A 23,794-nucleotide genomic window follows, 5' to 3' on the forward strand; every position below is an offset into this window, starting at 1 on the left:
GGAGCGCCTCCATGGCATCCCTTCTCGGCGACAGCTTCACGCTCCGCTGCCCGGCGTGCGCCGCCCCGATCATCCTGCCGCTCACGCAGACCGGCCTCGACCTACACCACGTCACCGTCGTCATGGACCTCGCCGCCCTCCGACAGCACATCGCCACCGCACACCCTCACTCCCTGGAGCACCCCATGTCCGTGATCACCGACCGCTTCCACGACCTCGTCACCCAGCTCGAGGACGAGGGCCACCACCTCGCCGACGAAGCCCGCGCCGTCTTCTCCCACTACGAGAAGGAAGCTGCGGCTGTGCTCGACGGCGTCAAGCCGATCCTCGCCGACCTCCGCGCCGGGGTCACCGCCGACGTGAAGGCCGTCGTCGACGAGGCCAAGGCCGAGGGTGCTGACATCGTCGCCCGGTTCGAGGCCGCGGTCGTCAAGGCCGAGGCGCTCCTCCAGCAGCAGCCGCCCGCCGCGAGCTGATCCCGATGCTTGAGGTGTTCTGCTACACCATCGGCCTCATCCTCCTCACCCTCGCCGCCCTGCTCCCCAACGGCGTCCCGCACCGCGACCGGATGGCCTACGCCGGGCTCGCTCTCTGGCTGCTGCCGGCGACAGTCCGCGTACTGGAAGCCCACTGACCTGCCGGGGGTGACGCGGTGCCAGCGCTCCCCAACCAGGTCCAAGCCAACGCCGCTGCCGGGTCGCAGTGGGTGCAGACGTACACGCTGCAGAACGACGACGGCACCCTGATGGCGATCACGGGGAAGACCTTCGAGTTCGTCATCCGGCCGAACACCTCGGACAAGACGCAACCCGCCTTGGTCGCCGTGAAATCCACGGGTGCCACAGCTCAGGGCTATATCACCGTCACCACCGGGACATCGCAGGTGCAGGTCGTCCTCTCGCCGACAGCCACGGCACTCCTGGGGCAGTCCGCGTACCCGTACTCCCTGTGGATGGACCCCGGACTCCCTGACGCCACCGACCTTGTGGTGGGCCTGTTCTTCTGCCAACTCGTTGCCGCAGCGTAGGAGGGCAGCCGTGGTCAACGTGATCGTCCAGTCCGGCGGCACCTCCGGACCCCGCGGCAACAGCGTCCTCAACGGCGTCGGCGCTCCAACGGGCGCAGTCGGCATCGACGGCGACTTCTACATCGACACCACGATCTCGACCGCGCTCACCATCTACGGCCCCAAGGCGGCCGGGGCGTGGCCTGCCGCAGCGGCCATCAACCCGAACGCGCCCGTGGTCAACGTGCGCACCCTCGGTGCGAAGGGCGACGGGACCAGTAACGACACCACGGCGTTCAATGCGGCCATCGCGGCCCTGGGAGCCGCTGGTTCGGGGACCCTGTATGTGCCGCCGGGCACCTACGTGACGACCGGGCTCGTCGTGCAGAACCTGTCCAACGTCACGATCCGTGGCGAACGCGGGGCAGTCCTGACGCTCGCCCCGAACACCGTGGGCGCCCCGAACCAGGGCGCGGCGAATGTGCTGACGGTGGCGGACTGCACGGACTTCGCGATCGAGGGCCTGTCGATCGACGGCCGCCGCGACAGCCTCTTCCCGCTGACAGTGCTGGCCGCCAACGCCACGGCAGGACAGAACACGGTGCAGGTCGCCCACGGCGCCGGCGCGGCCTACGTCGTCGGGCAGCGGTTGAACCTGCTCGGCGGGCTCACCTCCAACGGCGGCGCGGAGGCGAACCAGCAGGACAAGGACCTGGTCATCCAGTCGATCACACCCGGCTCGGGTAGCGCCAACGACACGATCGTCTTCACCGCGAACTTGGCGAACTCGTACACCGCCGCAGCCGGAACCTTGTCCGACGGATACGGCACCTACGCTGCGAACGGCGCCTATCTCACGCCGTGGCAGACGGTGCGCCTCGGTGCAGGCAACACCGTGGCCGGCAGGCAGTTGAGCGAAGAGGACCAGCAGAACGGGCTGCACCTGATCAACTGCCACAGGTTCAGGGTCTCCGGCTGCAACATCCACGGCGTGTGGGAGTCGCCGATCCGCTGCGGCACCCACAACCTGACTGGCAGCGCGCAAACCGACGGCTGTTCCTACGGCACCATCACCGGCAACGTGTTGTGGCACGGCTATGACCAGGGCGTCGGCCTGTGGTGCTCGAGCAACATGACGGTCGCCGACAACGTCATCACCGCGGCAGGCTGGGCGGGCATTTGCCTCACCGTGTCGGACGACTGCACCGTCACCGGCAACACGAGCACGGACAACGTCCAGCGCATCCCGGGCGACACCAAATCCGGCTACGGCGTGGCGATCGAAGGCGGCGCCCGCAACACGATCTCCGCGAACAAATGCGGCAACAACTACGGCTCACAGATCTACCTGACCGCCGGCGGCACGTTGCCGTTCGGCGGCCCAGCGCAGATCGCGACGTCCGTTGCTTCAGCCTCGAACGCGGTAGCTCTGCCCGTTACTGCGATCAACCTTGCTTCCACTGCCGGTATGGCTACGGCCGGGCAGGCGACCGTCCTGACGAGCGCGGGCGCACAGCAGGTCACCTACACCGGGATCACCGGCAACCAGCTGACCGGTTGCAGCGGCGGCATCGGCACCATGTACACCGGCAACAAGGTCACCCAGTACCCGGTGTTCATCGCGAACAGCGGGAACCCGCTGACCATCGGCTCCGTCAACGTCACCGTGTCGGACGGCACGAAGTTCCAAGTACTCGGCCGATACAGCGTCGTGGACGGCCCGCGCACCGAAAAGATTGTCGTGCAGTCGATCGCCGGGAACGTCCTCACGCTCACCGCGCCAACGAAGTACCAGCATGCCGACCGGTGTCAGATCGGGCAGTCCGTGTGTGAGGACACCGAGCTGATCGGCAACAGCTGCTCCGGCGGCAACGACGCCGGGATCAAACTGGCCTCCGCGGTGCGCACCACCATCGCGAAGAACCCCATCGCTTCGTCCGGGCTGCGCGGAATCGACCTGCAGATCTGGTCCAGCGGCGGCCTGCAGCCGCCCTACGGAACCCTCATCACGGGCAACAACATCGTCGCCCCTGACACGACCGGCGACGGCGCCGCCTACTCGGCAATCGCCGCATACCAGGTGTCCGACCTGCAGATCACCGGCAACCGGATGTCCGGCGCCGCAGCCGCGAACGTGTCCTACACGACGCTCTACCTCGGCGGCATCACCGACTCCACCGTGGAGAACAACACCATCGCCGACTCCTACGGGGTCGGGCTGCGTCTCGACGCGGTGAACGAGTGGGTCTGCAAACGCGTCAAGGTGACCGGCAACACCGTCGCACGCTGCCTCGGCGAGGGCGTCCTACTCTGGGGCGGCGACAGCCTCGACATCAGCGGGAACACCATCGTCAACTGCGCCTCCAACGCCGGTCCCGGCGGGTTCGGCGGCGGCCTCAACATCCGAGGCGTTGCCAACAGCGTGTTCACGCGGAACACAGTGGTCGACAACGGCCACAACGGGATCGGCCTGGACAGTGCCACGATCCAGGGCACGACCGTGTACTGCACCAACAACCTCTTCGCAGAGAACATCTCCCGAGACGACGGCAAGAACTACGACCCGTGGAACGGCTCGGCGACCCAGCAAGGCTCTGGCATCAAGGAACTCAGCGCCGGGCAGGGGCCGAACAATTTCTTGAACAACCAGGTCAGCGGGACTCTCCAGGACTGGGGCATCACCTCGACTGGCAACATGCTGCGAGGGAACCGGGGCTACAACCCCGTCGGGAAGTTCGGCGCCCAGCCGGCCGTACCTGCGTCCGGGACGTCGTACACGAACACGCTAAACACGGACGCCACCGTCTTCGTCACCGGCGGCACCGTCACCGCAGTCAGCGTCGGCGGGCAGGCAACCGGCCTCACCACCCCCGCCACCGTCCGCGTACCAGCCGGACAGGCCATCACCCTCACCTACAGCGTGGCCCCCACCTGGGTGTGGTTCGGGGACTGAAGGGAGCACGTCATGGGGCAGGGGCGTTCCCGCGCCGAACATGCCGCCATCAGCGCCAGGCGGGCGAAGCTGGTCGATTACCGGCGCAAAAAGATCCCATACGCGACGTTCTATGAAGAACTCGGATATTCCACCGTCCAGGCGGCCCGCAAGGACTTCACCAGGGCGCTTGAGGAGTCGATTGCCGCCCAGCACACGTCGGTCGAGGTCTACCGGGAAGAGCAACTCGAAGAGCTGGACTACCTAGCCGAGGAAGCCCACAAGATCCTCCGGGCGCGCCACTACGTCGTCACCCAAAGCGGCAGGATCGTCGAAGACCCCGAAACCGGCCAGCCCATGGTCGACGACGGGCCCGTCCTCGCCGCGATCGACCGACTCATCAAGATCCTCGACCGCGTTGCCAAGCTCCGCGGACTGGACCAGATCAAGGTGGAGGTGATGACGATCGATGCCATCGAGGCAGCCATCGCCGACCTCAACGCTCAGCTCGCCGCTACTGACGTTGAAGCTGGAGAAGCTGCAGCAACTGAAGCGGCTGACGGCTGAGGTCGAGGCTCGTAAGGCTGCGCGGCGTGCCTCGCAGCCCGATTGGGGGACGCCCGGCGACCTGGCGAAACTGGTCAATCCGGCGACGATGCAGACTCCCGCGCTGGACGTGATCGACCGCGAGATCATGTGGGCGTACTCCACCCCAGGCGCCCGGCTGATCGTCTCCATGCCGCCACAGGAAGGGAAGTCGGAGCGGGTCACCAAGACCGGCACCCTCTGGGCTCTCACCCAAGACCCCAAACGCCGCATGGGCATCGTCTCCTACTCGCAGTCCCTCGCCGAAACATTCGGCAGGGAGATCCGCAACTGGATCACCATGTGCGACGGCGACGAAGGTACCTTCGACATCGGCCTCCAGATCGCCCGTGACTACGGCTCCGCGAAACGCTGGCAGCTCGCCGGCCACCGCGGAGGCGTCGTCTGCGTCGGTATCGGATCCGGCCTGACAGGCCGCCCCATCGACGCCCTCGTCATCGACGACCCGTTCTCCGACAAGTCCCAAGCGGACTCCGCGTACTACCGCGAGCGCGTGTGGGGCTGGTGGCAGGCCGTCGGATCCACCCGGCTCGCCCCCGGCGCACCAGTGATCGTCATCATGACGCGGTGGCACGAGGACGACTTCGCGGGACGTCTCCTCGCCGCGGAGGACGGGAACCGCTGGCGAGTCGTCAACATTCCGGCATTCGCGGACCACGACCCGAACAAGGGCGAGACCGACCTGCTGGACAGGCAGCCCGGCCAGTGGCTGGTCTCCGCGCGCGGCCGGACCGAAGCAGAGTGGGAGCAGATCCGCATCCAGGCGGGAAGCCGCGTGTTCACCGCCCTCTACCAGGGGCGCCCATCCCCGGACTCGGGAAACGTGTGGCAACGCCCGTGGTGGCGCCGCTACACCACCCCGCTGTGGTCGCAGCACCCGACGATCCCGGATGCGTACCGGGTCGAGGAGTGCGACGAGATCGTCATGTCCTGGGACATGACGTTCAAGGACACGAAGTCCTCCGACTACGTGGTCGGCCAGGTGTGGGCGCGGCGTGGCGCCAGCGTCTACCTGCTGGACCAGATCCACAAGCGGCTGTCGTTCACCGACACCGTCACCGCGTTCAAAGCGCTGGCCGCCCGCTGGCCGCAGGCAACCGCCAAATACGTCGAGGACAAGGCGAACGGCACGGCGATCATCGACACGCTCCGCCAGAAGATCCCCGGGATCGTGGCCGTCACCCCAACCGAAAGCAAGTACGCACGGGCCAACGCCGTCGCCCCCGTCATCGAAGCCGGCAACGTCTTCCTACCCGAGGCGGGGATCGCCTTGTTCGACCCCGAACCACTCATTGATGAGGCGGCCGGGTTCCCGAACGCGGCCCACGACGACCAGGTCGACGCCACCAGCCAGGCCCTTGCACAGATGCTCCTCGACGGAACAGGCGCCCAAGCCTGGATCGACTACGTGCGCCGCAAAGCACAGGAGGCCCAGACCTCCGCGGAAGCCGAGGCAGAACCCGAGCCGGCCGAGGCCGCGGAGCCTACGCCCGAGCCTGTCGAAGACCCCGTTGAGGCGCGTCGCCGTGCCCGTACCGCCGCGTTCCGTCAGCAGCAACGCATGTAGCCGAGGGGGTTGCGCCGCATGGGTGTCCGTGACCGTCTCACCGCGCTTCGCAAGGTCTTCGGAACCTCGGTGCCGCCGCAGATCCAGGCAGGCGAGCAGGCCGCGGGCATGGGTCCCGTCAAGCCGTTCAGCCCGGGTGAGCCGATCGGCCCCTACGACGGCTACTCCCGCACACCCCGCAGCCGGGACTTCGTCACCGGCTACAACATCGCAACGAGGCCCCGCACCCACGAACGGGTCTCGTTCGACACGTTGAATGGTCTCGTCGAGGCCTACGACGTGGCACAGGCGTGCATCTGGCACCGGATCGACTCCATCCGCGCCCTCGGATGGTCCCTCGTCCCGGCCAGGGGCTTCACCGGCGACGCCGACGCCGCGATCGAAGCCGGCATGCGGGTCCTGGAGAAGCCGGACCGGCAGACGCCGTTCTCAGCGTGGATGGCGAAGTGGCTGTACGACATCCTCGCCTACGACGCCGGCACCCTGTACCGACTGCGGAACCGGCGCGGCGACGTCATCGGCCTCCGCGTCGTCGACGGAACCAGCGTCGCCCCGCTGCTCGACTACTGGGGCAACTCGCCGGAGCCCCCGGCCGAAGCCTACGTGCAGTACGTCCAGGGCCTGCCGTGGAACTGGCTGACCCGCGATGACCTGATCTACGAGCCATTCCGGCCGCGCGCCAACAGCCCCTATGGGACGGCGCCGCTCGAGAGCATCCTGCTGAATGCCAACACTGACCTACGGTTCCAGCAGTACTTCCTGGAGAGGTTCACTGAGGGGAACCTGCCTTCGGCGTTCGCGTCGGCACCCGACACGTGGACACCGCAGCAGATCGAAGCGTTCCAGGAGCTGTGGGACGCGGCTATGCTCGGCGACCAGGCGGCCAAGCATCAGATCAAGTGGCTGCCTGGCGGGTCGAAGATCGCCTGGTCCAACGAGAAAGACTTCCAAGACCACTTCTCACTGTTTTTGATGCGGAAGACGGCCGCCGCGTTCCATGTCGTCCCCGCCGACCTCGGGTTCACGGAGAACGTCAACAGGAGTAGCGGCGAAACCCAGGGCGACGTGCAGCACCGCGTCGGCGACCTGCCTCTCGTCTCCCACATCGAAGGCGTCATCAGCCACTTCCTGCGCCGCGACCTCGGGCTCCCGCTTGAGTTCGCGTTCGACACCGGGCAGGAAAAGGAGGACCGGCTCCAGCTGGCGCAGGCCTGGCAGATCTACATCGAATCCGGCATGGCCAGCCCGGACGAAGGCCGCGAAGAACTCCTCGGCCTGCCCGGCGACCCGCGCCGGCCTACACCGCGGTTCTTCTCCACTAGCCGCCTCGGCCCTGTGCCTCTGCTGGCGATCGATGGCGTGGCTGGGAAGGTCGACCCCGAGACGTTCGGCCCGGCGGAGGACCAGCCGGTCCTTTACCAGCCGTTCGTGCCGCCGCCGGGTGTCGTCCCGGAGGCCGGCACCACGGACGCCAAGGCATCGCTCGCGGCCGAGGACGCCTACCAGGTGGCGCGACGTGAGCAGCTGGAGGCGCAGAACCCACCGCTCCCTGTCGCCAAGGACGGTGAGGCCGGAGCGACCGCGGGGATCACCTCCGGGACCGGCATCAACTCCTACGACCTCGTCGGCCACAACGACGAGGACGAGGAGCAGGAGCCGGACCCTCAGCAGGAGCAGCTCGTCAAAGGCGAACTGGCGGCGTTCCGTACCTTCCGCAAGGCCCGCCGCCGCTCTGGCGTGTGGAGGGACTTCGAGTTCCGGCATGTCGAGCCCGTCCAAGGCCACCGGCTCAACGACGCGGGGCGCCTGGCGGTACGCAAGGCTGCGGGCGAGGTTGCGGTCGCCGGGCTCGCAGTCCGCGCCGCAGACACCGGCCGGGTCCTCATGCTGCAGCGGTGCCTCGACGACGAAGACCCGGCAGGCGGCATGTGGGAGTTCCCCGGCGGCCACCTGGAGGGCGACGAGACCCCACTGCAGGGGGCTTGGCGGGAGTGGGCAGAGGAAACCGGCTGCATCCCCCCGCCCGGCGAGAAGACCGGCACGTGGACGAGTCCGAACGGCATCTACCAGGGCATCGTCTGGACCGTGCCGGGCGAGAACTGCGTGCCCACGAACGGCGACCGCGACGGGATCACGAACCCGGACGACCCCGACGGGGATTGCATCGAAGCCATCGCCTGGTGGGATCCGCAGCAGCTGCCCGGCAACCCGGCCGTGCGGCCCGAACTCCTCGAAGCCATCGAGGACGTGATGGCCGCCCTCGGCTGCCAACCCGTCGAGAAAGCCGACGGCGAGGACGGTGACGACACCGACCCAAAAGGCGACACCCCGGACGGGGACTGGCCGGGCTGGGAGCACGATGAGCGGTGCGCAGACCACTGGGCGCCGCTGATCGCCACAGCCCTGGCCGGGGCCGTCACCGCCCGGCAAGCCCGGCAGATCGCCCGCGACTACCGGGACAGCGGCCACGCACTCGGAGGGCAAGACCGTAAGACCCAGGTCGCCTCCGTCGCGGCCTGGCTCGCCGCCCGGGGCATCGACCTTGCAACACCGTTGGTCGACCCGCTCACCGGCCTGTACACGGATGCCTACGTGATCGGTGCGACTTCCGCCCTGGCGGCGATCGAAGGCGGACGCCCGCAGTTCGGCGACTGGAGGCCGGGCCGCACCGACGAGGCGCGCAGCAGGATTGACGAGTTTGGGCAGGCCCTCGGCCTCGCCGTCCTGCTGGAGACCCTCGAGCAGGCTGCCCAGTCGATCGCCGACGGGCGGTTGAAGGATCTCGCGCGCAGCCTCATCGACGGCACCGAAGCAGGCGACGTCGGCACGGCACTCCAGGACGCCCTCGCCGACGCCGACCGGGCCGAAGCCGTGGCCATCACCGAGGTGACCCGCGGATCCGGTGCCGGTGCTCTCGACGCCTACCAGCAGCGCGGCGTCTCCAGGGTCCGCTGGCAGACCGAGGGAGACCGCAAGGTCTGCAAGCTCTGCCTCGGCAACGAGGACGCCGACCCTGTGCCGACCGGCCAGCCCTTCCAGTCCGGGGACACATCCCCACCCGCCCATTTCCGGTGCCGCTGCGCGGCCGTACCTGCCTAGGAGGCGTTCCTGTGGCCGACGAACAACGCTTCGTGCTCGGGCTCGCCTATCAGGCCGGGCGTGACCCCCGCATCGCGAAGGGCGCAGACGGCGGCAGAGACTTCTTCACGGCCGAAGAGCTGGAAAAGGCGTGCTGGTCGTTCCTGCCAGGCGGCGGCGAAATCGGGCTGTTCCACGCGGACGGCACGGTCGGCCATCTGACCGTCACCGAGAACAGCATCTATCGCGGCCCGGACTGGGAGCAGCCCGACGGCACCGTCATCAAGGCCGGGGACTGGCTCATCGGCGGCATCTGCGACGAGACCGCGTGGCGGCTCGTCAAGGAAGGGAAAGTCACCGGCTTCAGCCCCCAGGGCGTCGCCCGCCGCATCACACCAAGAGACGTCAGGAGTGAGACGTGACAGACGTACTCGACGACGACACCGAATTCACCGAGCTCGTCGACGCCAACGTCCCTCGCGTCGACCTTGTGGGGCGGCCCGCGAACGGATCTGCCGGGTTCCTGCTGATGAAGCAGGACGCGAACGGCGGGCTCATGGATCCGGACTTTGTCCGTGACCTGATCGGCAAGTCCGAGCCCGAACCGGAGCCCGTGGCGAAGGAGACGGTGACGATGACCGGCAGCCCCGGCGCCATCGCCCGACTGATCCACGAAGCCGCCGTTCGTGCCGAGCGGGTCCCCGAAGGCCTTGCCAAGGCCGAACGCAGCACTGCCTCAACCAACGACCTCCCTGACAGCGCCTTCGCCTACATCGAGCCCGGCGGCAAGAAGGACGACGAGGGCAAGACCGTCCCCCGCTCCCTACGCCACTTCCCCATCGACGACGAGGCGCACGTCCGGAACGCCCTCTCCCGCGCCCCCCAGTCCCCGTTCGGAGACAAGGCCATGCCGAAGATCCGAGCCGCCGCAAAGAAGTTCGGAATCGAGGTATCCAAGGCCATGGAAGACGACGACGCACTCGACCCGATGACGGCGCTCGCCGAACCGGACGGGGACGCGCCCGGCATGGATACCGACCCCGGCAGCCCCGCCTGGGAGGCCGTCGACGCTGCCACCGCCCGCAAGTGGACCGCCATCCTCGCCCGCGCCAAGGCTGCCATCGATCTGCTCGCCGACCGGGAGATGATGGAAGCCGCCTCCGGCGCCGACCCCGACGACCAAGAGCAGGCATACGACCTGCAAGACGCGTGCTGTGCCATCGACTACGCCATCTCCGTCCTCGCCCCGTTCGCGGTCGCCGAGCAGGCCGAAGCGGACTGTGCTGCCGACATGCAGATGGTCGGCAAGGCCCTCGCCAGCTTCGACACCGACCAACTGGACACGATCGAGGCCCTCGGCCAGGTCCGCAAGGCGGGACGCGTCCTGTCCACCGCTAACGAGCAGGCCATCCGCGGCGCCGTTGAGAGCCTGCAGAAGGTGCTCGCCTCGCTGCCTGCCGCCCCCACCACCGAAGAGGAGAGCGGCCGGCTGGTCGCCAAGACCGCCAATGAGGAGCCCAACATGCCGCAGCCCACACTGACCGAGGACGTCACCGCCGCGTCCGGCGAGGAGCCTGCCATGGGCACCACAGAGCCGGAGTCGAAGGAGATGGCCAAGGCCGACGGCGAGAAGGAGATGGTCGCCGTCTACGACAAGAAGGGCAACCTCGTCGGCATCGTCGACCCCGAGCGGATCACCCGCATCGCCGGTGCCGAATCCGACGACGAGGACGGCCAGGACGACTCCTCGGCCGATGACGGCGACAAGACCGACGGCGCCGAGGACGGCGCCGCCCCCGAAACTCCCGACCTGGAGCCCGCCCCGGCGGCCGAGGTCGGAACCCCCGCCGACGCCGCAGCCAGCGACGACGACGTCACCAAGACCGAAACCACCAACGAGACCGACGCCACCTCGGACGCCGTACTCAAGAGCAGCATCACGGAGCTGGTCAAGGGCATCCTCGACGAACACAGCGCCACCCAGACGGAACAGCTCACCAAGCAGCGTGAGGCCGTTCTGGAGCTGGCGGACATCGTCGAGACGCTGAAGGGCCGCATCGGGACGCTGGAAGAGCAGCCCGCCGAGCCGCGCGTGTTCACCAACGGAGCCGTCCCGCCGCCGCACCAGATGCGCGGCCAGGACCAGGGCGCACCGCCCATCGACGTGGCCAAGGCTCGCGACCTCAAGCAGACCCTCTACAAGGGCACTGCCCGCGAGCAGAACCAGGCCGCCGTCGACATGCAGACCGCCGCCATCGAAGCGCTCCAGAGGATCCACCAGCGGCAGCAGTAGCCGCCCCTTCTCTTCCAGCCCAGCCCCCGAGACGCCGAAGCGCCGGGGGCTTTCGCATGCCCAGGAGGCATCCGTGTCCATGCAAAACGTCACCGAGGAGACCCTGGCTGCCATTACCAAGGCGCAGACCAGCGGCATCCTCGAAACGACCGGCATCTACAGCTACGACCTGTCCGAGCTCGTCTCGCTGATCCCGGTCGTCACCCCGTTCCGCGACATCGTCGCCCGCAAGCAGTCCCCGGACGGTAACCCCTACGCCGTCTGGCGCGCGATCATGAACCTCAACAGCGCGCAGCCCGACCCCTCGATGGGCTTCGACTTCGCCGCGAACGAAGTCCAGTACCAGGAGCAGGACTTCCAGGCCAGGTACAAGCCCACCGGCTACGCGGGACTCGTCACCCAGGACGCCTACGACCTGGCCAAGGGCTACGCCGACCCCTACGCCGTTGCCACATTCCAGACCCTCAACCAGGTCCTCATCGGCGACGACAGGAAGCTGATCGGCGGCCAGTCGTTCGCCCTCGCCGCCCCGGCCGCGCCGACGCTGGTGCAGTCGGCGACCGGCGGCACGATCGGTGCTGTCAGCCTGTACGTCGCTGTTGCGGCGCGTACCGGATCCGGCTACTACTACGGCTCCGGAAACAGCCAGGGCACGAGCAGCGTCGTCTCCACGTTCGGGTCCGGGTCGACGAACTCGGTCACCGCGACTGTCGCCGCTGTCCGCGGCGCCGTCGCCTACGACTGGTTCTACAGCACGAACGGCTCGACCTGGTTCTACTACACGACGACCTCGGTCAACACCGTCAAGGTCACCAAGACGATCTCGTCGAACCAGGCCCTCCCCGCCAGCCTGCCGGACCTGTCCACCAGCTGGAAGGGCACCGCCAACGCGGTTCCGACCATCAACACCGCAGCCGACAACGGCTCCGCGAACGCCGCCGACTACGACGGCTTCCTCGCCAGCCTCACCGGCGACTACAACGGCTCCGGCCAGTGGGTCCAGCCCGGCACCGGAACCGCCAACCCGTCCATCTTCAACAGCCTCGACGGCGCCGCACTGACCCTGTCCGGCGGCAGCGTGACCGAGATCGAAAACCTGCTCTTCCTGCCGCTGTGGAACCAGGTCAAGTGCTCCCCGACCGCGCTGATGATGAACGCCGCGCAGGCCCAGGAGATCGCGAACCTCGTCCTCGGCGGGTCCGCGGCAACGACGTTCCTCAACACCGACGCCTCCGGCCGTATCAGCACGACCGCCGGCGGCCGCGTCGGCGAGATCGTCAACGCCCCCGCAGGCGGCGTGACCGTCCCGATCGAGGTCCACGTCTCCCTCCCGCCGGGCACGATCATCGCCCGCACCGACAGGGTTCCGTTCCCCCAGGCCAACATCAGCTCGGTCTTGGAATACAGGGCCCTGCGCGACACCGCCCAGTACGAGTACGGCATCAGCCGCGTCGCCAACACCGCGGGCGGCGGGCCGCGTAAAGAATTCGAAATTCGCAGTGTCGGGGCATTTCTGAACCGCGCGCCGGTCGCGATGGCGACGCTCGGGAATGTGGCCTGAGCAATCGGCTGACCTGCGGTTTCCTGGCGGGCATGGTCATTAATCGTGCCCGCCTGCTGGGCCTCGGTAGGAGTGGCGCTACTCCTACCGAGGCGCACCGGCAAGGCCATCAACCCTCGCATCAAGGAGAGCAGGCATGCGCCTCTATACGCGCACGGGCGCGACCGCGCTCGACGACCCCGAATACGGGCACTTCGACGCCGACAAGGAGGGCGGATTCGACTTCCCCGACGACCTGTCCGACCGCCTCCACGGCTTCTGCGTCGGCGGACAGCCGATGTGGGAGACCGACATCGAACGCCAGCACCGGCAAGTGTTCGAGGAGATGGAACGCCGCAAGGACCCGGCGACGTTGCTGTCCGCCGTCGAGCAGCTGGTGAGGGCCGCGCAGGCTACTGCGGTTGCTGAGACCCGGGCCGATCCGGCTCCGGAGCCTGCCAAGCCTGCGAAGACCACGCGCGCACGCAAGACCCCGGCCGCCGAGTAGCGGCACGCACCGAGCACCAAGACAGCCGCGCGGTGCGCCGCGCCGATCCTCTGGAGACACCCCATGCCCACCACGATCGTGACCGGCGGCCCCAACGGTCCTCTCGCTGCCGAGACTACGGGCGACACCATGCAGGGCCCGCTTACCCTCGCCAACCAGGCGAACGCGCCTGCCACCCCGACCGGCGCCGCCGTCGTGTACGCAACCGGTGGGGTGATGACCTACGTCAACCCGCAGGGCCTGGTGAACACCATCGTTGGCTCCCAGGGCGGACTGACCGCCGCCGGGTCCGCGATCACGGGCACCGTTGCGGAAACCGTGCTGCAGTCCATGTCGCTTCCGGCGAACGACGCAATCCCCTCCGCCGTGTATAAGTTGGTCGGCTGGGGCGTGTTTTCCACGACCGCATCGCCCGGCAACACCGTCTTCACGATGCGGCTCGGCGGCGTCGCGGGCACGTCTTTGGTGGCAAGCGCGAACATCGCGCTGACGGCGTCGCTGACGAACGCGCAGTTCAACTACGAGGCCAGGATCAACTTCCTGACCCCGACGTCGATCACCGCTGATGTTGAGATGACGATCAACACTGCTGCGGGCGGCGCGGCGAACGAGTACCTGTTCGCCACCACGGCCCCGGTCACGGTGTCGCTCACCTCGACGAAGGCGTGGGTCCTGGACATCACCCCCGGCGCGTCGGGCAACTCGATCACGCTGCTTGGAGGATGGTCGGAACGAGTCGCGTGACTCGTGTGGACTAGTCGCCCAGCAGCCGTGCCTTGGCCGAGGCGAACTCCTCCACCGAGAGCACCCCTTGCTGGTGGAGGTCGTTGAGCTTCGCCAGCTCGTCGGCGATCGACGACTCGGCCTGCGGCGCTTCCGGGGCCGTGTGACGGGCGGCGATCGCGGCCTCAACGGCAGTGCGGAGCTCCTCGAACGGCGGCTGCTGCTTCTTGTTGAAAGTCACCGCGTGGGGGTCTCGGCGAGCGTCGGAATTCTGCGAGCCACTGCCGGACTTCGCAGTGATGGCGCCGGGGACGCTGAACTGGATGAAACCGCCGAACATTCCGGCGGGCTTCCATCTGACGGCGCTGATCTGCGAAATGTGCAGACGCGTCTCGCCTTTACCGACCAGGCTCATTCGACCCCGGGTGATGGTGACGTACTCGCCGTCGAACACGGCGGTCTCGGCGAACGCCTTCGCTTCGATCACTGCTGCTTCCCCTCCCTGGTGGTGCCCGCATCGTAGGGCAGCCGGCCGATTACCCGATGGTTGCGGATCTCGTGAGGGGGTGACCCGATTGGCCACCCCTTACGTGACGCCGCAGATGTTGACCGACGCACCGACTGGCGTGAGCTGGAGCATTATCCCCAAGCCCAAGGCCACGGGGCCGGAACAGCTCGCGGAGCAGACCGCCGTGTGCTGGCGTGCGACGTCGATCGTGGACACGTACTGCAACCAGGTGCTGCGGGCGACTGTCGACGCGGAGGAACTGTCCGGGCCGGGCGGCACCCGGGTGGCGATCCAGCGGGACACCGGCAACGGGATCCTGGTGATGCGGCGCTGGCCGGTCAGCCAGGTCCTCGCGGTGCAGATCGCACGGAACTCCGGGTTCCCCCGGGCGTGGACGACTGTCCCGGCCGGGCAGTACGAGGTGGCGCACCCGCTGATCAACCAGTACAGCGACAGTGCCTCCGCCACCACCCCGGACGGCGGATCGTCCATCCTCCTCGCCCCCGGCTACGTGACCCACGACTACGGCCGCAACGGGTTCCGGCTGCTCGTGTCGTACACCAACGGCTGGCCCCACACCTCCATGACAGCGACGGCGAATGCCGGGGCCGCCACGCTCCAGGTGGACGACGTCACCGGGTTCGTCGGAGCGAGCGCGTTCGTCTACGACGGGGCATCGACGGAACCGGTCAGCGTGACAGCCGTGTCGGCGGCGACGCCGATGCAGCTTCCCAACGGTGCCGGGACCGCGCAGACCGGCCCGGGCACGGTGACGCTGTCGGCGCCGCTGGCCAACGCGCACGCGGCCGGTGTAGTCGTCTCCGCGCTGCCCGCGAACGTGCTGTGGGCGACCGTGCTTGCGGCGGCGACACAGGCGCTGGAGTCCGGCATCACCAGCGTCTCCATCCAGAACATCCCCGGCTCGCAGACGGTCGGCGGTCACGGGGTGTCGGACATGCAGATGCAGTATCAGTGCCTCCTCGACCCGTACCGGCGGGTGATGTGACATGCCGCTCAACTCGACTCAGTTGTTCGTTCAGGGTCTGCTCGATGGGCTGCCGATCCCGGGATCCACACAGACGCTGGAGGCGTACATCACGCCCCCCACGGTCGACGAACTCGACAACCCGAAGGCCTACGTGTGGGGCGGCAGGCTGCGTGGAACGCGGCAGTCGATGCCGCGCGGGCAGGGCTTCAAGCGCCTGAACTGGAACGTCGACGTCTGGTTGACCTACGAGACCAACCCGGACGGGCCCTCTGTGGACCAGGAGTTCCCGCTGATCGTCGACGCCGTCATGAACAAGGTGTGGACGACCCCGATGAACGACACGTTCATCACCGATCCGACGACCGGCGTGAAGAGCCAGATCCTGGCGATCGGCGAGGACTTCGACTTCGAGTACCCGCCCGAACGCGTCCCCGCCACGCTGCGAATGCTCTACTACACCGCCCGACTGGGCCTGAACGTGTACGAGGCGGTACAGGCATGACCCGGGTGACGCTTCCCGACAACGCCCGCGGCGTCGCTATGGACGGCTCCAACCGGTACACCGCGAAGCCCGGCGACCAGGTCACCGTCTCGCCGGGGCATGCCGAATACATCCGGCAGCACGCCCGCCCTGGCCGCGGCCAATTCACGGTCGGCACGAAGCGCGGCATGCGCTGCGAGCCGTGCGCCCGAACCTGGAACGCCTGGAACCTCGAGTGCCCCCGCTGCGGGGAACTCACGGAGGAGGTCGCATAGATGGCGCGTGCCGGGAACCGCTGCCGACGCTGCTCGGGCCCTCTGCGGGGCCGCAGCGGACGCCGCGCAGACATCGTTCAGTTCTGCGCCGAATGCGGCGACGGCGTGTGCGTCCGGCACGTCACCTGGGACTCCGAACGCGGCGGATGGATCTGCACCCGGTGCGACCGCACCTCGACGGCGTAGGAGGCTCACATGGCCGGCACGTTCAACATCACCGGTGACATCTCCCACGCTACCGCCCGGTTGAAGCGGGTCCAGTGGACCGCTGCAGCGAACGAGTGGGCCGATCACGTCGGGCCGCGCATGCAGGGCGCAATCCGGCAGGCCGCTCCCGTCGCCCCGGTGAATGGCGGAAGGCTGCGGGACGCGACCCTCTGGCAGCGCCACACAGGCCCCGGCATGGTCCGTCTGGAGTTCCGGGCCGACAACGTGCCCTACGTGCCCTACGTGCTGAACCCGACCCGACCGCACCAGATCGTGCCGAGGAATGCGCGAGTCCTGCGCTGGACCACGCCCGGCGGCGGCTCCTTCTTCGCCCACCGGGTCAACCACCCGGGCACCCGCGGCAACCCGTACCCAACCCGCGCCTACCACGCCATGCGCTCGGAGATCGTCACCGCGTTCCGGGCCGCCATCGCCCGCCAGATCTGAGGAGCACCCCGTGGACAGCACCGACAGCCCGGACGAGAAGAAGACCCGCAGCCCCCGCCGCACCCCGCCCCCCGTCCAGCAGGCCGCCCCCGAACCGGAGACGCAGGACGCCCCGCCCGCGGAGGAGAAGCCCCCGGCGCCGGCACCGGAGTGGCTGCGCTACACCGGTCAGACCCCGGCAGTTTTCATGGACCTGGGTGGCGAAATCGAGCCCGGCCAGGTGGTCCGGCCTGGGGATGCCTCCCTCGCCGAGGTGCTCCTGAAGCGAAGCAGCCCGCGGGACTTCGAGCCCGCCGAGGCACCCGCCCCCGATGCCGACCGCGGCACCGCCAACTAATCCGTACTACCGAAACCCCTGATGGAGGCGTGTGCCGACGACTGTTGTAGAGCGCTGGGGATCCCTGTCCGCAACCGGCATTGCCCGAGAGCCGCAGTTCTCGACGGTGACGACCCCGACCACTTTCCTGCCGATGACCGGCAACTCGCTGGACCTCGACCCGGGGCTGTTCTTCCCGAAGGTCATGATGGGGCAGCGGGACGTCAACATCTTCCCGCTGTACGGCCAGTACAAGAACGCGGGCTCCATCACCGGCCCCTTGTTTCCGACGAACGCGGCTGCGCTCATCTCCGCGTCCATCGGCGCGGATGCCTCCGCCGGGTTCGGTGTCACCGGTTCTACGCCGACGAGTTCGACGACCACGTCCGCGCCGGTCACGGCGGGCGCGACCACGGTGACCGTGACCAGCGCGACCGGGTACACGGTCGGCGGGATCATTCAGGTCGACGTCAACAACACCGTCACGCCGACGACTGCCGAGTGCCGCAAGATCGCGTCGATCGCCTCCAACACGCTGACGGTCGACGTCGCGTTTACCTACGCCCACGCGTCGGGCGCCACCGTCGCCGTCGTCACGGCGCCGTTCACGCACTCGATCCAGCAGGCCAACACGCTGCCGTCCCTGACGGTCGAGAAGAACCTCGGCGGGTTCGAGAGCCTGCAGTTCAGCGGCTCCAGGGTCAACAAGTTCGGCCTTCAGGTCACCAACGGCAACCAGGAAGCGACGGTCACAGCGGACGTGCAGGCGAAGCACGCCGCGGTCCTGGCCACGCCGTCCAGCATCAGCGTGATCAACGAGTTGCCGTACACGTTCGCCGAGACCACGCTGAGCCTCAACTCGCAGACGGTCGCACAGGCCACGAGCGCGGACCTGAGCGTGGAGAACGGACTGAAGGACACCTACACCTTCAACAGCTCCCACGAGCTGCAGTTCCTCACCCCGCTGACCCGCACCGTGTCCTTCAAGGCCGACCTCGTCTTCACGTCGCTGGATGATCCGACGTGGGGCTACTGGACGCAGATGACTACCGGCACGGACTTCTCGACCACGCTGGCGCTCACGCACCCGGCGAGCGGCGGAACGGTCTCGTTCACCATGCCCAAGGCGAAGATCAAGACGTACACGGACGCCGTGAAGATCGACGACGTGATCATCAGCACGATCACCTTCGACGTCTACCTCAACCTCACGACGCTGCAAACGATCTCCGCCAGCGTCGTCAACTCGTCCTACCTGCCGCTCTAAACAGCGGCACCCCTACCCTCACCTGGAGCAGCGCATGGGCTTCCTCTCCCGCTACAGCGGCACCGACATCATCGACCTCGGCGACAGCTACAGCGTCACCATCCTCCAGCACCTCCCCGGCGACGCCCAGGAAGCCGCCGAGGCCGCCAAGGTCAAGGCCGTCGCCAACGTCGAGTCCGACGGCGAGAACCGCACCGTGGCCGTCGAGACGAGCCAGGACATGGCCCGCTACACCACGCTGCTGCTCCACGCCGCAATCGTCGGATGGAACCTCACCGACGAACGCGACCAGCTGCTGCCACTCGCCCCCGACGAGCAGCGACTCGCCTCCATCAAGCGCCTGCCGGCCGAAGTCCGCACCCGGCTACGGGAGCACATCGAGGCCAACATGAAGGCCGAGGTCCGTACCCCCGACGAGCAGCGCCAGTTTCGTGGAGCAGGTGACGGGGGCGCTCCGGTCGGGGAAGGGTGGCCCGGCGATCCTGCAGGAAGCCCGGCTCCTGGAGGAGTTCTGGACCCGGCTGGGAGTCTCTGAGGACCAGCTTCGCCGCTGGCCCCAGCAGCGGGTCGCCGACTACCTCCGCATCTGGCAGATCGAGTACGCGCTGAAGAACGAGCAGCAGGCCGCAGGCTCCGGTGGACCGCAGCCTGCGGGGGCCATGTCGCAGGCCGACGCAACCGAGGCAGCCTTCCGGGCCATGGCCGCCCAAGCCCAGCCCCGCACACCCGCCTGAACCGACCGCCTGGGGGTGTGTGGACGACATCTCGATGCTGCTCGTGCTGGAAGCCCACGACAAAGCCTCCAGCATCATCGGCAAGGTCACCGGCGCGTTCGAAGCCATGGGCGAGAAGGTCAAGGCCGCAGCCGCACGGGCAGCCATGTCCACGGAGCAACTGCAGGCCGTCCAGGACCGAGCCGCCGCCGCGGCCACCGCCTACAGCCGAGCCCAGACCGAGCAGGCCAACAAGCAAGCCGTCCTCCGCCAGTCCACCATCGACCTGGCCATGGCCGAGGAGGAGTACGCGGCCAAGACCGCCGCCGCCGCGGAGGCCGCCCGCAAGGCCGCGACCGCGACCGGCGAGGAAGCCGCGGCGGCCCGGGAAGCCGCCCGGGTGCAGGCAGAATCCGCGCAGATGGCCGCGCAGACGGTGGCGGACGCGTCTGCCCGCCAGGTGGCTGCAGCGGACGCGGTCATCAAGGCCGATGACGAGGTTGCCCTGCGGTCCCGGCAGTCGGCGGAGGCGCAGCGTGCCGCCGCCGAAGGCACGGGCCTCGGCACTGCCGCGCTCAAGGGTGTGGCCGTAGCTGGCGCGGCTGCCGCGGTAGCCGTGGGCGCGGTAGGTGTGCATGCAGTGAAGGCCGCCGGGGACTTCCAGCAGGGCATGACCCGCCTGGTCACGTCCGCGGGCGAGTCCGAGTCGGCGGTCGGCAAGGTGTCCTCTGGCGTGCTGAAGTTGTCCGTCGACACGGCCACGTCCACGGACGAGTTGTCCAAGGGCCTGTACATGATCGAGTCGGCGGGCTATCACGGCGCCGCCGGCCTCGCCGTCCTCAAGGCTGCTGCGCAGGGCGCTCGGGCGGAGGGCGCCTCGCTCGACGAGGTCGGCAACGCGCTGACCAGCATGCTCAACGCCTACGGGATGAAGGCGTCCGACGCCACGCGGGCGACGGACATGATGGTCGCGACGGTCGCCGCGGGCAAGATGAAGATGCAGGACCTCGCGAGCAGCCTGTCCGCGGTCCTGCCAGTGGCCGCCGCCGCGCACATTTCGTTTCAGCAGGTCGGCGCCGCCATCGCCACCATGACCAGCCAGGGCATGTCCGCGCAGCAGGCCACCCAGAACCTCTCCCATCTCATCCAGAAGCTTCAGAGCCCGACGGCCGAGTCCACCAAGTACCTGGCACAGCTCGGCTTGGACGCACAGGACTTGTCCGCGCACCTCGGGGAACGGGGCCTGACGGGCACGCTCGACATGGTGTACAAGGCGATCGCCCAGCACATCGGCCCGTCCGGGCAGGTCGTCGTCGACGCGTTCAACAAGTCTCAGGCGGCGGCCCGGGACCTGCAGGAGATGCTGAAGAACATGCCGCCGGACCTGGCCCGGCTCGGCAAGGCGTACATGGACGGCTCCGTCTCGGTGAAGCAGATGACCACCGACATCAAGGGCATGTCCGGGCCGAACGCGACGATGATGAAGCAGTTCGTTGCCCTCGCCGCGAACAGCCAGGGCTTCAATCAGATGCTGAAGACCGGGAACCCGGCGGCGCTCACGTTCGCCGCGGCACTGAAGAAGACGTTGGGCGACTCGACCTCGCTGAACACGGCGCTGCTCATCGGCGGCAGCCACATGGCGACGTTCAAGGCGAACGTCGCCAGCGTGGCGGACGCGGCCCGCAAGGCGGGCAAGGACGTCAACGGTTGGTCGGAGATCCAGCACACCTTCAACTTCAAGATGGCCCAGCTCAAGGACTCCGTGCACGCCGCGGTGATCGCGATCGGTATCGGACTGCTCCCGGCCGTCACGAAGATCGCTCAGGCTGTGGTGACGGTCGTCAAACCCGTCGCGGAGTGGATGACCGCGCACCAGAAACTCTCAACGATCATCCTCGCGAGCATCGGCGGCCTCGGCGCCCTGGTCGCCACGATCATCGGTGTCGCATTCGCGGTGAAGAAGGTGAAGGAGGCGTTCACTGCTCTCCAGGCCGCGTTCACGCTGGTCTCCGACGCCAACCCGATCATTCTGGCTCTCACTGCGATCGCCCTGGTTGCGATCCTGATTGCCACGCACTGGAAGCAGACCAAGCAGATCGTCGGCGAGGTCTGGGACTGGATCACATCCGCCGCCAGCGACGTGGCAGGGTTCTTCGTCCGCGTCTGGAAGGACGTCGTCAAGGTCTGGGACGACATCTGGGGTGCGATCGGCGGCACCGTCAAAAAATGGTGGCCACTCATCCTGGCCCCGTTCACCGGCGGCATGTCCCTGATCGTCGGCATCATCATCAAGTACCGCACGCAGATCGGCCATGCCTTCGAAGCCATCTGGAACTTCCTCGTCGACGTATGGGACGCGACCGGCGGCAAGCTGATCGGCGCCATCGAGCAGGCATGGTCTTCCGCCTCGCAGTCGGCATCCCGGGAGTGGAACCGGATCTCCGGCGACCTCTCACAGATCTGGGGCGAGCTCGTACAGCTCTGGAACGCCACCGGCGGCAAACTCGTCTCCTTCATCAGCGACCACTGGGCGCAGATCGAAGAGATCAGCAAGATCGTCTGGGGCGCCATCTGGGGCGACATCAAGCTCGTCTGGGGCTACATCTCCTCCTACATCGGCTCCGTCCTGGGGACCATCGGCGACATCATCGCCACCGCTTGGGCTGTGATCTCCGGCGTCGCGAAGGTCGCCTGGAATCTGATCTGGGGCTACATCAAGGGCGTCTGGGATCTCATCGTCGGGGTCGTCAAGGCCGCCCTGGACATCATCTACGGCGTCCTGATCAAGCCCACGTTTGAGGCGATCAAAGCCTTCTTCATAATTATCTGGGATGTGATCAAGGGCGTCATCAACACCGCCCTCGACCTCATCAAGGGCAGCATCCGGATCTTCACCGACATCGTCACAGGTAACTGGCAGCGCCTGTGGACCGACGTCAAGAACCTCGTTTCCAGCGTGCTGCGCGACATCTGGTCCACCATCAGCAGCATCTTCAATACCATCACCCGGTTCCTGACCTCCGTCATGTCCTCCATCAAGAGCGGACTCCTCGGCGCCTGGCGGGACATCTGGAACGGCATCAACGGCTTCCTGTCGTCCATCTGGAACGGCATCAAGGGAGCCTTCAACGCAGGCCTCGACGCCCTCGGCAACATCTGGAACCGGCTCAAGAAGTTGGCGGCCGATCCCGTGAACTTCGTGATCAGCACGGTCTACGACAACGGCATCCGCACCCTGTGGAACGATGTCTCCGGCCTGTTCGGCGGCCCCAGCGCCCCCTACGTCAACCCCGTCCGCTTCGCCAAGGGCGGCATCGTGCCCGGCTCTGGCACTGGCGACACCGTGCCCGCCCTGCTCACCCCAGGTGAGTTCGTCCTCTCCCTCGACATGATCCGGCGGGCGGGTGGTCCCGGAGCCATCGAAGCCGCGTTCGGGGCCGGCGCCAACGACGGCCGCCACTATGCCGGCGGCGGCTGGTCATGGAACCCGATCACCGACATCAAGCACCTCGGTGGCTACGTCATCAAGGGCCTCGACGCCCTCAAGGACGTCGCGCTCGGCGGCATCCACGCCGCCGCAGCGACCGCGTTCAAGGGCCTCAACGCGGTTCTCGGCCACATGCCCGGAGCCGGAACCGGCCTGGGCAAGATGATGACCTCGGGCGTCAAGTCCATCGAGAACAACCTGCTGAACTTCTTCGGCAAGAAGGACAAGACAGCCATCGCGGCGCCGGGCCACGTGTCCGGGACGCTGGTGCAGTGGCTGACGGCCGCCATCCGGGCCACCGGCGCCCCGATGTCCTGGCTGAACGGGCTCGAGGTCATCGCCATGAACGAGTCCGGCGGCAACCCGAACGCCATCAACAACTGGGACTCCAACGCGGCGGCAGGGGATCCGTCCCGGGGCCTCATGCAGACGATCATGTCCACGTTCATGGCATACCACCAGTCCGGCACGTCCTCGAACATCTACGATCCGATCGCCAACGCAGCCGCCGCGATCAACTACATCAAATCCGTCTACGGCAACATCAACAACGTGCCCGGCATCCGATCCATGGCCCACGGCGGACCCTACGTCGGCTACGAATCCGGCACCTGGGACACCGGGGCGTACCCGCAGATGGCGCTCCTCCATCCACACGAGGCGGTCCTCCCGGCCGGGGCGCTCGGCGGGAGCCGGCTCGGCGGCTTCACCACCGTCGTGTTCGACTTCCGCGGCACGCAGGTCATGAGCAACCGCGACATCGACCTGCTCGTCGACAAGATCGGCCGCCAGTTCACCCAAAAGGTGCTGCCCATGGCGGGAGTCCAGGTCCAGCGATGACTGCTCCAGGGG

At 67.7% G+C, this 23,794-nt stretch carries 21 protein-coding genes; 20 read left to right on the forward strand and 1 reads right to left on the reverse strand.

Features of this window, described 5'->3' with window-relative positions; genetic code table 11:
* The first annotated feature begins 11 nt into the window (after positions 1–11).
* The 12 genes from ABT186_RS02065 (at position 12) to ABT186_RS02120 (ending at position 14,274) form a co-directional block, all read left to right on the forward strand.
* Complete coding sequence (locus ABT186_RS02065) at positions 12–476, forward strand: hypothetical protein (protein ID WP_351923100.1); 465 nt, start codon at positions 12–14, stop codon at positions 474–476.
* 5 nt (positions 477–481) lie between these two features.
* The gene (locus ABT186_RS02070; protein WP_351923102.1) at positions 482–634 is read left to right on the forward strand and encodes a hypothetical protein; all 153 of its coding nucleotides are present in this window, start codon (positions 482–484) and stop codon (positions 632–634) included.
* Positions 635–652: 18 nt separating this feature from the next.
* Complete coding sequence (locus ABT186_RS02075; protein WP_351923104.1) at positions 653–1,027, forward strand: hypothetical protein; 375 nt, start codon at positions 653–655, stop codon at positions 1,025–1,027.
* A gap of 10 nt (positions 1,028–1,037) precedes the next feature.
* Complete coding sequence (locus ABT186_RS02080; RefSeq protein ID WP_351923106.1) at positions 1,038–3,959, forward strand: right-handed parallel beta-helix repeat-containing protein; 2,922 nt, start codon at positions 1,038–1,040, stop codon at positions 3,957–3,959.
* 12 nt (positions 3,960–3,971) lie between these two features.
* The gene (locus tag ABT186_RS02085) at positions 3,972–4,505 is read left to right on the forward strand and encodes a hypothetical protein (protein ID WP_351923108.1); all 534 of its coding nucleotides are present in this window, start codon (positions 3,972–3,974) and stop codon (positions 4,503–4,505) included.
* On the forward strand, positions 4,462–6,111 hold the full coding sequence (terL, locus tag ABT186_RS02090; RefSeq protein ID WP_351923110.1) for a phage terminase large subunit: 1,650 nt from the start codon (positions 4,462–4,464) through the stop codon (positions 6,109–6,111). Before ABT186_RS02085 ends, terL begins: the two co-directional genes overlap by 44 nt.
* 18 nt (positions 6,112–6,129) lie before the next feature.
* Positions 6,130–9,210 (forward strand): phage portal protein, encoded by a 3,081-nt coding sequence (locus ABT186_RS02095; protein WP_351923112.1) that lies wholly within the window; start codon positions 6,130–6,132, stop codon positions 9,208–9,210.
* Positions 9,211–9,221: 11 nt separating this feature from the next.
* Positions 9,222–9,611, forward strand: a complete 390-nt coding sequence (locus ABT186_RS02100; RefSeq protein ID WP_351923114.1) for an XkdF-like putative serine protease domain-containing protein — start codon at positions 9,222–9,224, stop codon at positions 9,609–9,611.
* The gene (locus tag ABT186_RS02105; RefSeq protein WP_351923116.1) at positions 9,608–11,482 is read left to right on the forward strand and encodes a hypothetical protein; all 1,875 of its coding nucleotides are present in this window, start codon (positions 9,608–9,610) and stop codon (positions 11,480–11,482) included. Before ABT186_RS02100 ends, ABT186_RS02105 begins: the two co-directional genes overlap by 4 nt.
* A gap of 73 nt (positions 11,483–11,555) precedes the next feature.
* Positions 11,556–13,043 carry a hypothetical protein gene (locus ABT186_RS02110; protein WP_351923118.1) on the forward strand — a complete coding sequence of 496 codons (1,488 nt, stop codon included), beginning with the start codon at positions 11,556–11,558 and terminating at the stop codon, positions 13,041–13,043.
* Positions 13,044–13,179: 136 nt separating this feature from the next.
* Positions 13,180–13,530, forward strand: a complete 351-nt coding sequence (locus ABT186_RS02115) for a hypothetical protein (protein WP_351923120.1) — start codon at positions 13,180–13,182, stop codon at positions 13,528–13,530.
* Between the two features lie 78 nt (positions 13,531–13,608).
* The gene (locus ABT186_RS02120; protein WP_351923122.1) at positions 13,609–14,274 is read left to right on the forward strand and encodes a hypothetical protein; all 666 of its coding nucleotides are present in this window, start codon (positions 13,609–13,611) and stop codon (positions 14,272–14,274) included.
* Between the two features lie 10 nt (positions 14,275–14,284).
* Here the strand turns inward: ABT186_RS02120 and ABT186_RS02125 are convergent, their stop codons facing one another.
* On the reverse strand, positions 14,285–14,740 hold the full coding sequence (locus ABT186_RS02125; protein WP_351923124.1) for a DUF4429 domain-containing protein: 456 nt from the start codon (positions 14,738–14,740) through the stop codon (positions 14,285–14,287).
* A 139-nt stretch (positions 14,741–14,879) separates the two neighbouring features.
* Between ABT186_RS02125 and ABT186_RS02130 the strand changes: the two genes are divergently transcribed.
* From ABT186_RS02130 to ABT186_RS02165, 8 genes are all read left to right on the forward strand, one after another.
* Positions 14,880–15,767, forward strand: coding sequence for a hypothetical protein (locus ABT186_RS02130; protein ID WP_351923125.1), 888 nt, complete (start codon positions 14,880–14,882; stop codon positions 15,765–15,767).
* Position 15,768: 1 nt separating this feature from the next.
* Positions 15,769–16,251: a hypothetical protein gene (locus tag ABT186_RS02135; RefSeq protein ID WP_351923127.1), complete on the forward strand. Its 483-nt coding sequence runs from the start codon at positions 15,769–15,771 to the stop codon at positions 16,249–16,251.
* Positions 16,248–16,505 (forward strand): hypothetical protein, encoded by a 258-nt coding sequence (locus ABT186_RS02140; protein WP_351923129.1) that lies wholly within the window; start codon positions 16,248–16,250, stop codon positions 16,503–16,505. Before ABT186_RS02135 ends, ABT186_RS02140 begins: the two co-directional genes overlap by 4 nt.
* Before the next feature lie 195 nt (positions 16,506–16,700).
* Complete coding sequence (locus tag ABT186_RS02145) at positions 16,701–17,159, forward strand: hypothetical protein (RefSeq protein WP_351923131.1); 459 nt, start codon at positions 16,701–16,703, stop codon at positions 17,157–17,159.
* A 10-nt stretch (positions 17,160–17,169) separates the two neighbouring features.
* A complete protein-coding gene (locus tag ABT186_RS02150; protein WP_351923133.1) occupies positions 17,170–17,496 on the forward strand; it encodes a hypothetical protein in 327 nt (108 codons plus the stop codon).
* 31 nt (positions 17,497–17,527) lie between these two features.
* A complete protein-coding gene (locus ABT186_RS02155; RefSeq protein ID WP_351923135.1) occupies positions 17,528–18,742 on the forward strand; it encodes a phage tail tube protein in 1,215 nt (404 codons plus the stop codon).
* 34 nt (positions 18,743–18,776) lie between these two features.
* Complete coding sequence (locus tag ABT186_RS02160; protein WP_351923137.1) at positions 18,777–19,277, forward strand: hypothetical protein; 501 nt, start codon at positions 18,777–18,779, stop codon at positions 19,275–19,277.
* Positions 19,278–19,495: 218 nt separating this feature from the next.
* Positions 19,496–23,782 (forward strand): phage tail tape measure protein, encoded by a 4,287-nt coding sequence (locus tag ABT186_RS02165; protein WP_351923139.1) that lies wholly within the window; start codon positions 19,496–19,498, stop codon positions 23,780–23,782.
* Positions 23,783–23,794: the final 12 nt, after the last annotated feature.

It is taken from the genome of Streptomyces sp. NPDC001634 (genome assembly GCF_040298185.1).
GTDB lineage: Bacteria > Actinomycetota > Actinomycetes > Streptomycetales > Streptomycetaceae > Streptomyces.

Bases quoted from the DNA above. Each gene is read 5' to 3' on its own strand.
- ABT186_RS02145 (WP_351923131.1), top strand. From the start codon at position 16,701: ATGGCCGGCACGTTCAACATCACCGGTGACATCTCCCACGCTACCGCC.
- ABT186_RS02115 (WP_351923120.1), top strand. From the start codon at position 13,180: ATGCGCCTCTATACGCGCACGGGCGCGACCGCGCTCGACGACCCCGAA.
- ABT186_RS02160 (WP_351923137.1), top strand. From the start codon at position 18,777: ATGGGCTTCCTCTCCCGCTACAGCGGCACCGACATCATCGACCTCGGC.
- ABT186_RS02095 (WP_351923112.1), top strand. From the start codon at position 6,130: ATGGGTGTCCGTGACCGTCTCACCGCGCTTCGCAAGGTCTTCGGAACC.
- ABT186_RS02070 (WP_351923102.1), top strand. From the start codon at position 482: ATGCTTGAGGTGTTCTGCTACACCATCGGCCTCATCCTCCTCACCCTC.
- ABT186_RS02085 (WP_351923108.1), top strand. From the start codon at position 3,972: ATGGGGCAGGGGCGTTCCCGCGCCGAACATGCCGCCATCAGCGCCAGG.
- ABT186_RS02135 (WP_351923127.1), top strand. From the start codon at position 15,769: ATGCCGCTCAACTCGACTCAGTTGTTCGTTCAGGGTCTGCTCGATGGG.
- ABT186_RS02065 (WP_351923100.1), top strand. From the start codon at position 12: ATGGCATCCCTTCTCGGCGACAGCTTCACGCTCCGCTGCCCGGCGTGC.
- ABT186_RS02140 (WP_351923129.1), top strand. From the start codon at position 16,248: ATGACCCGGGTGACGCTTCCCGACAACGCCCGCGGCGTCGCTATGGAC.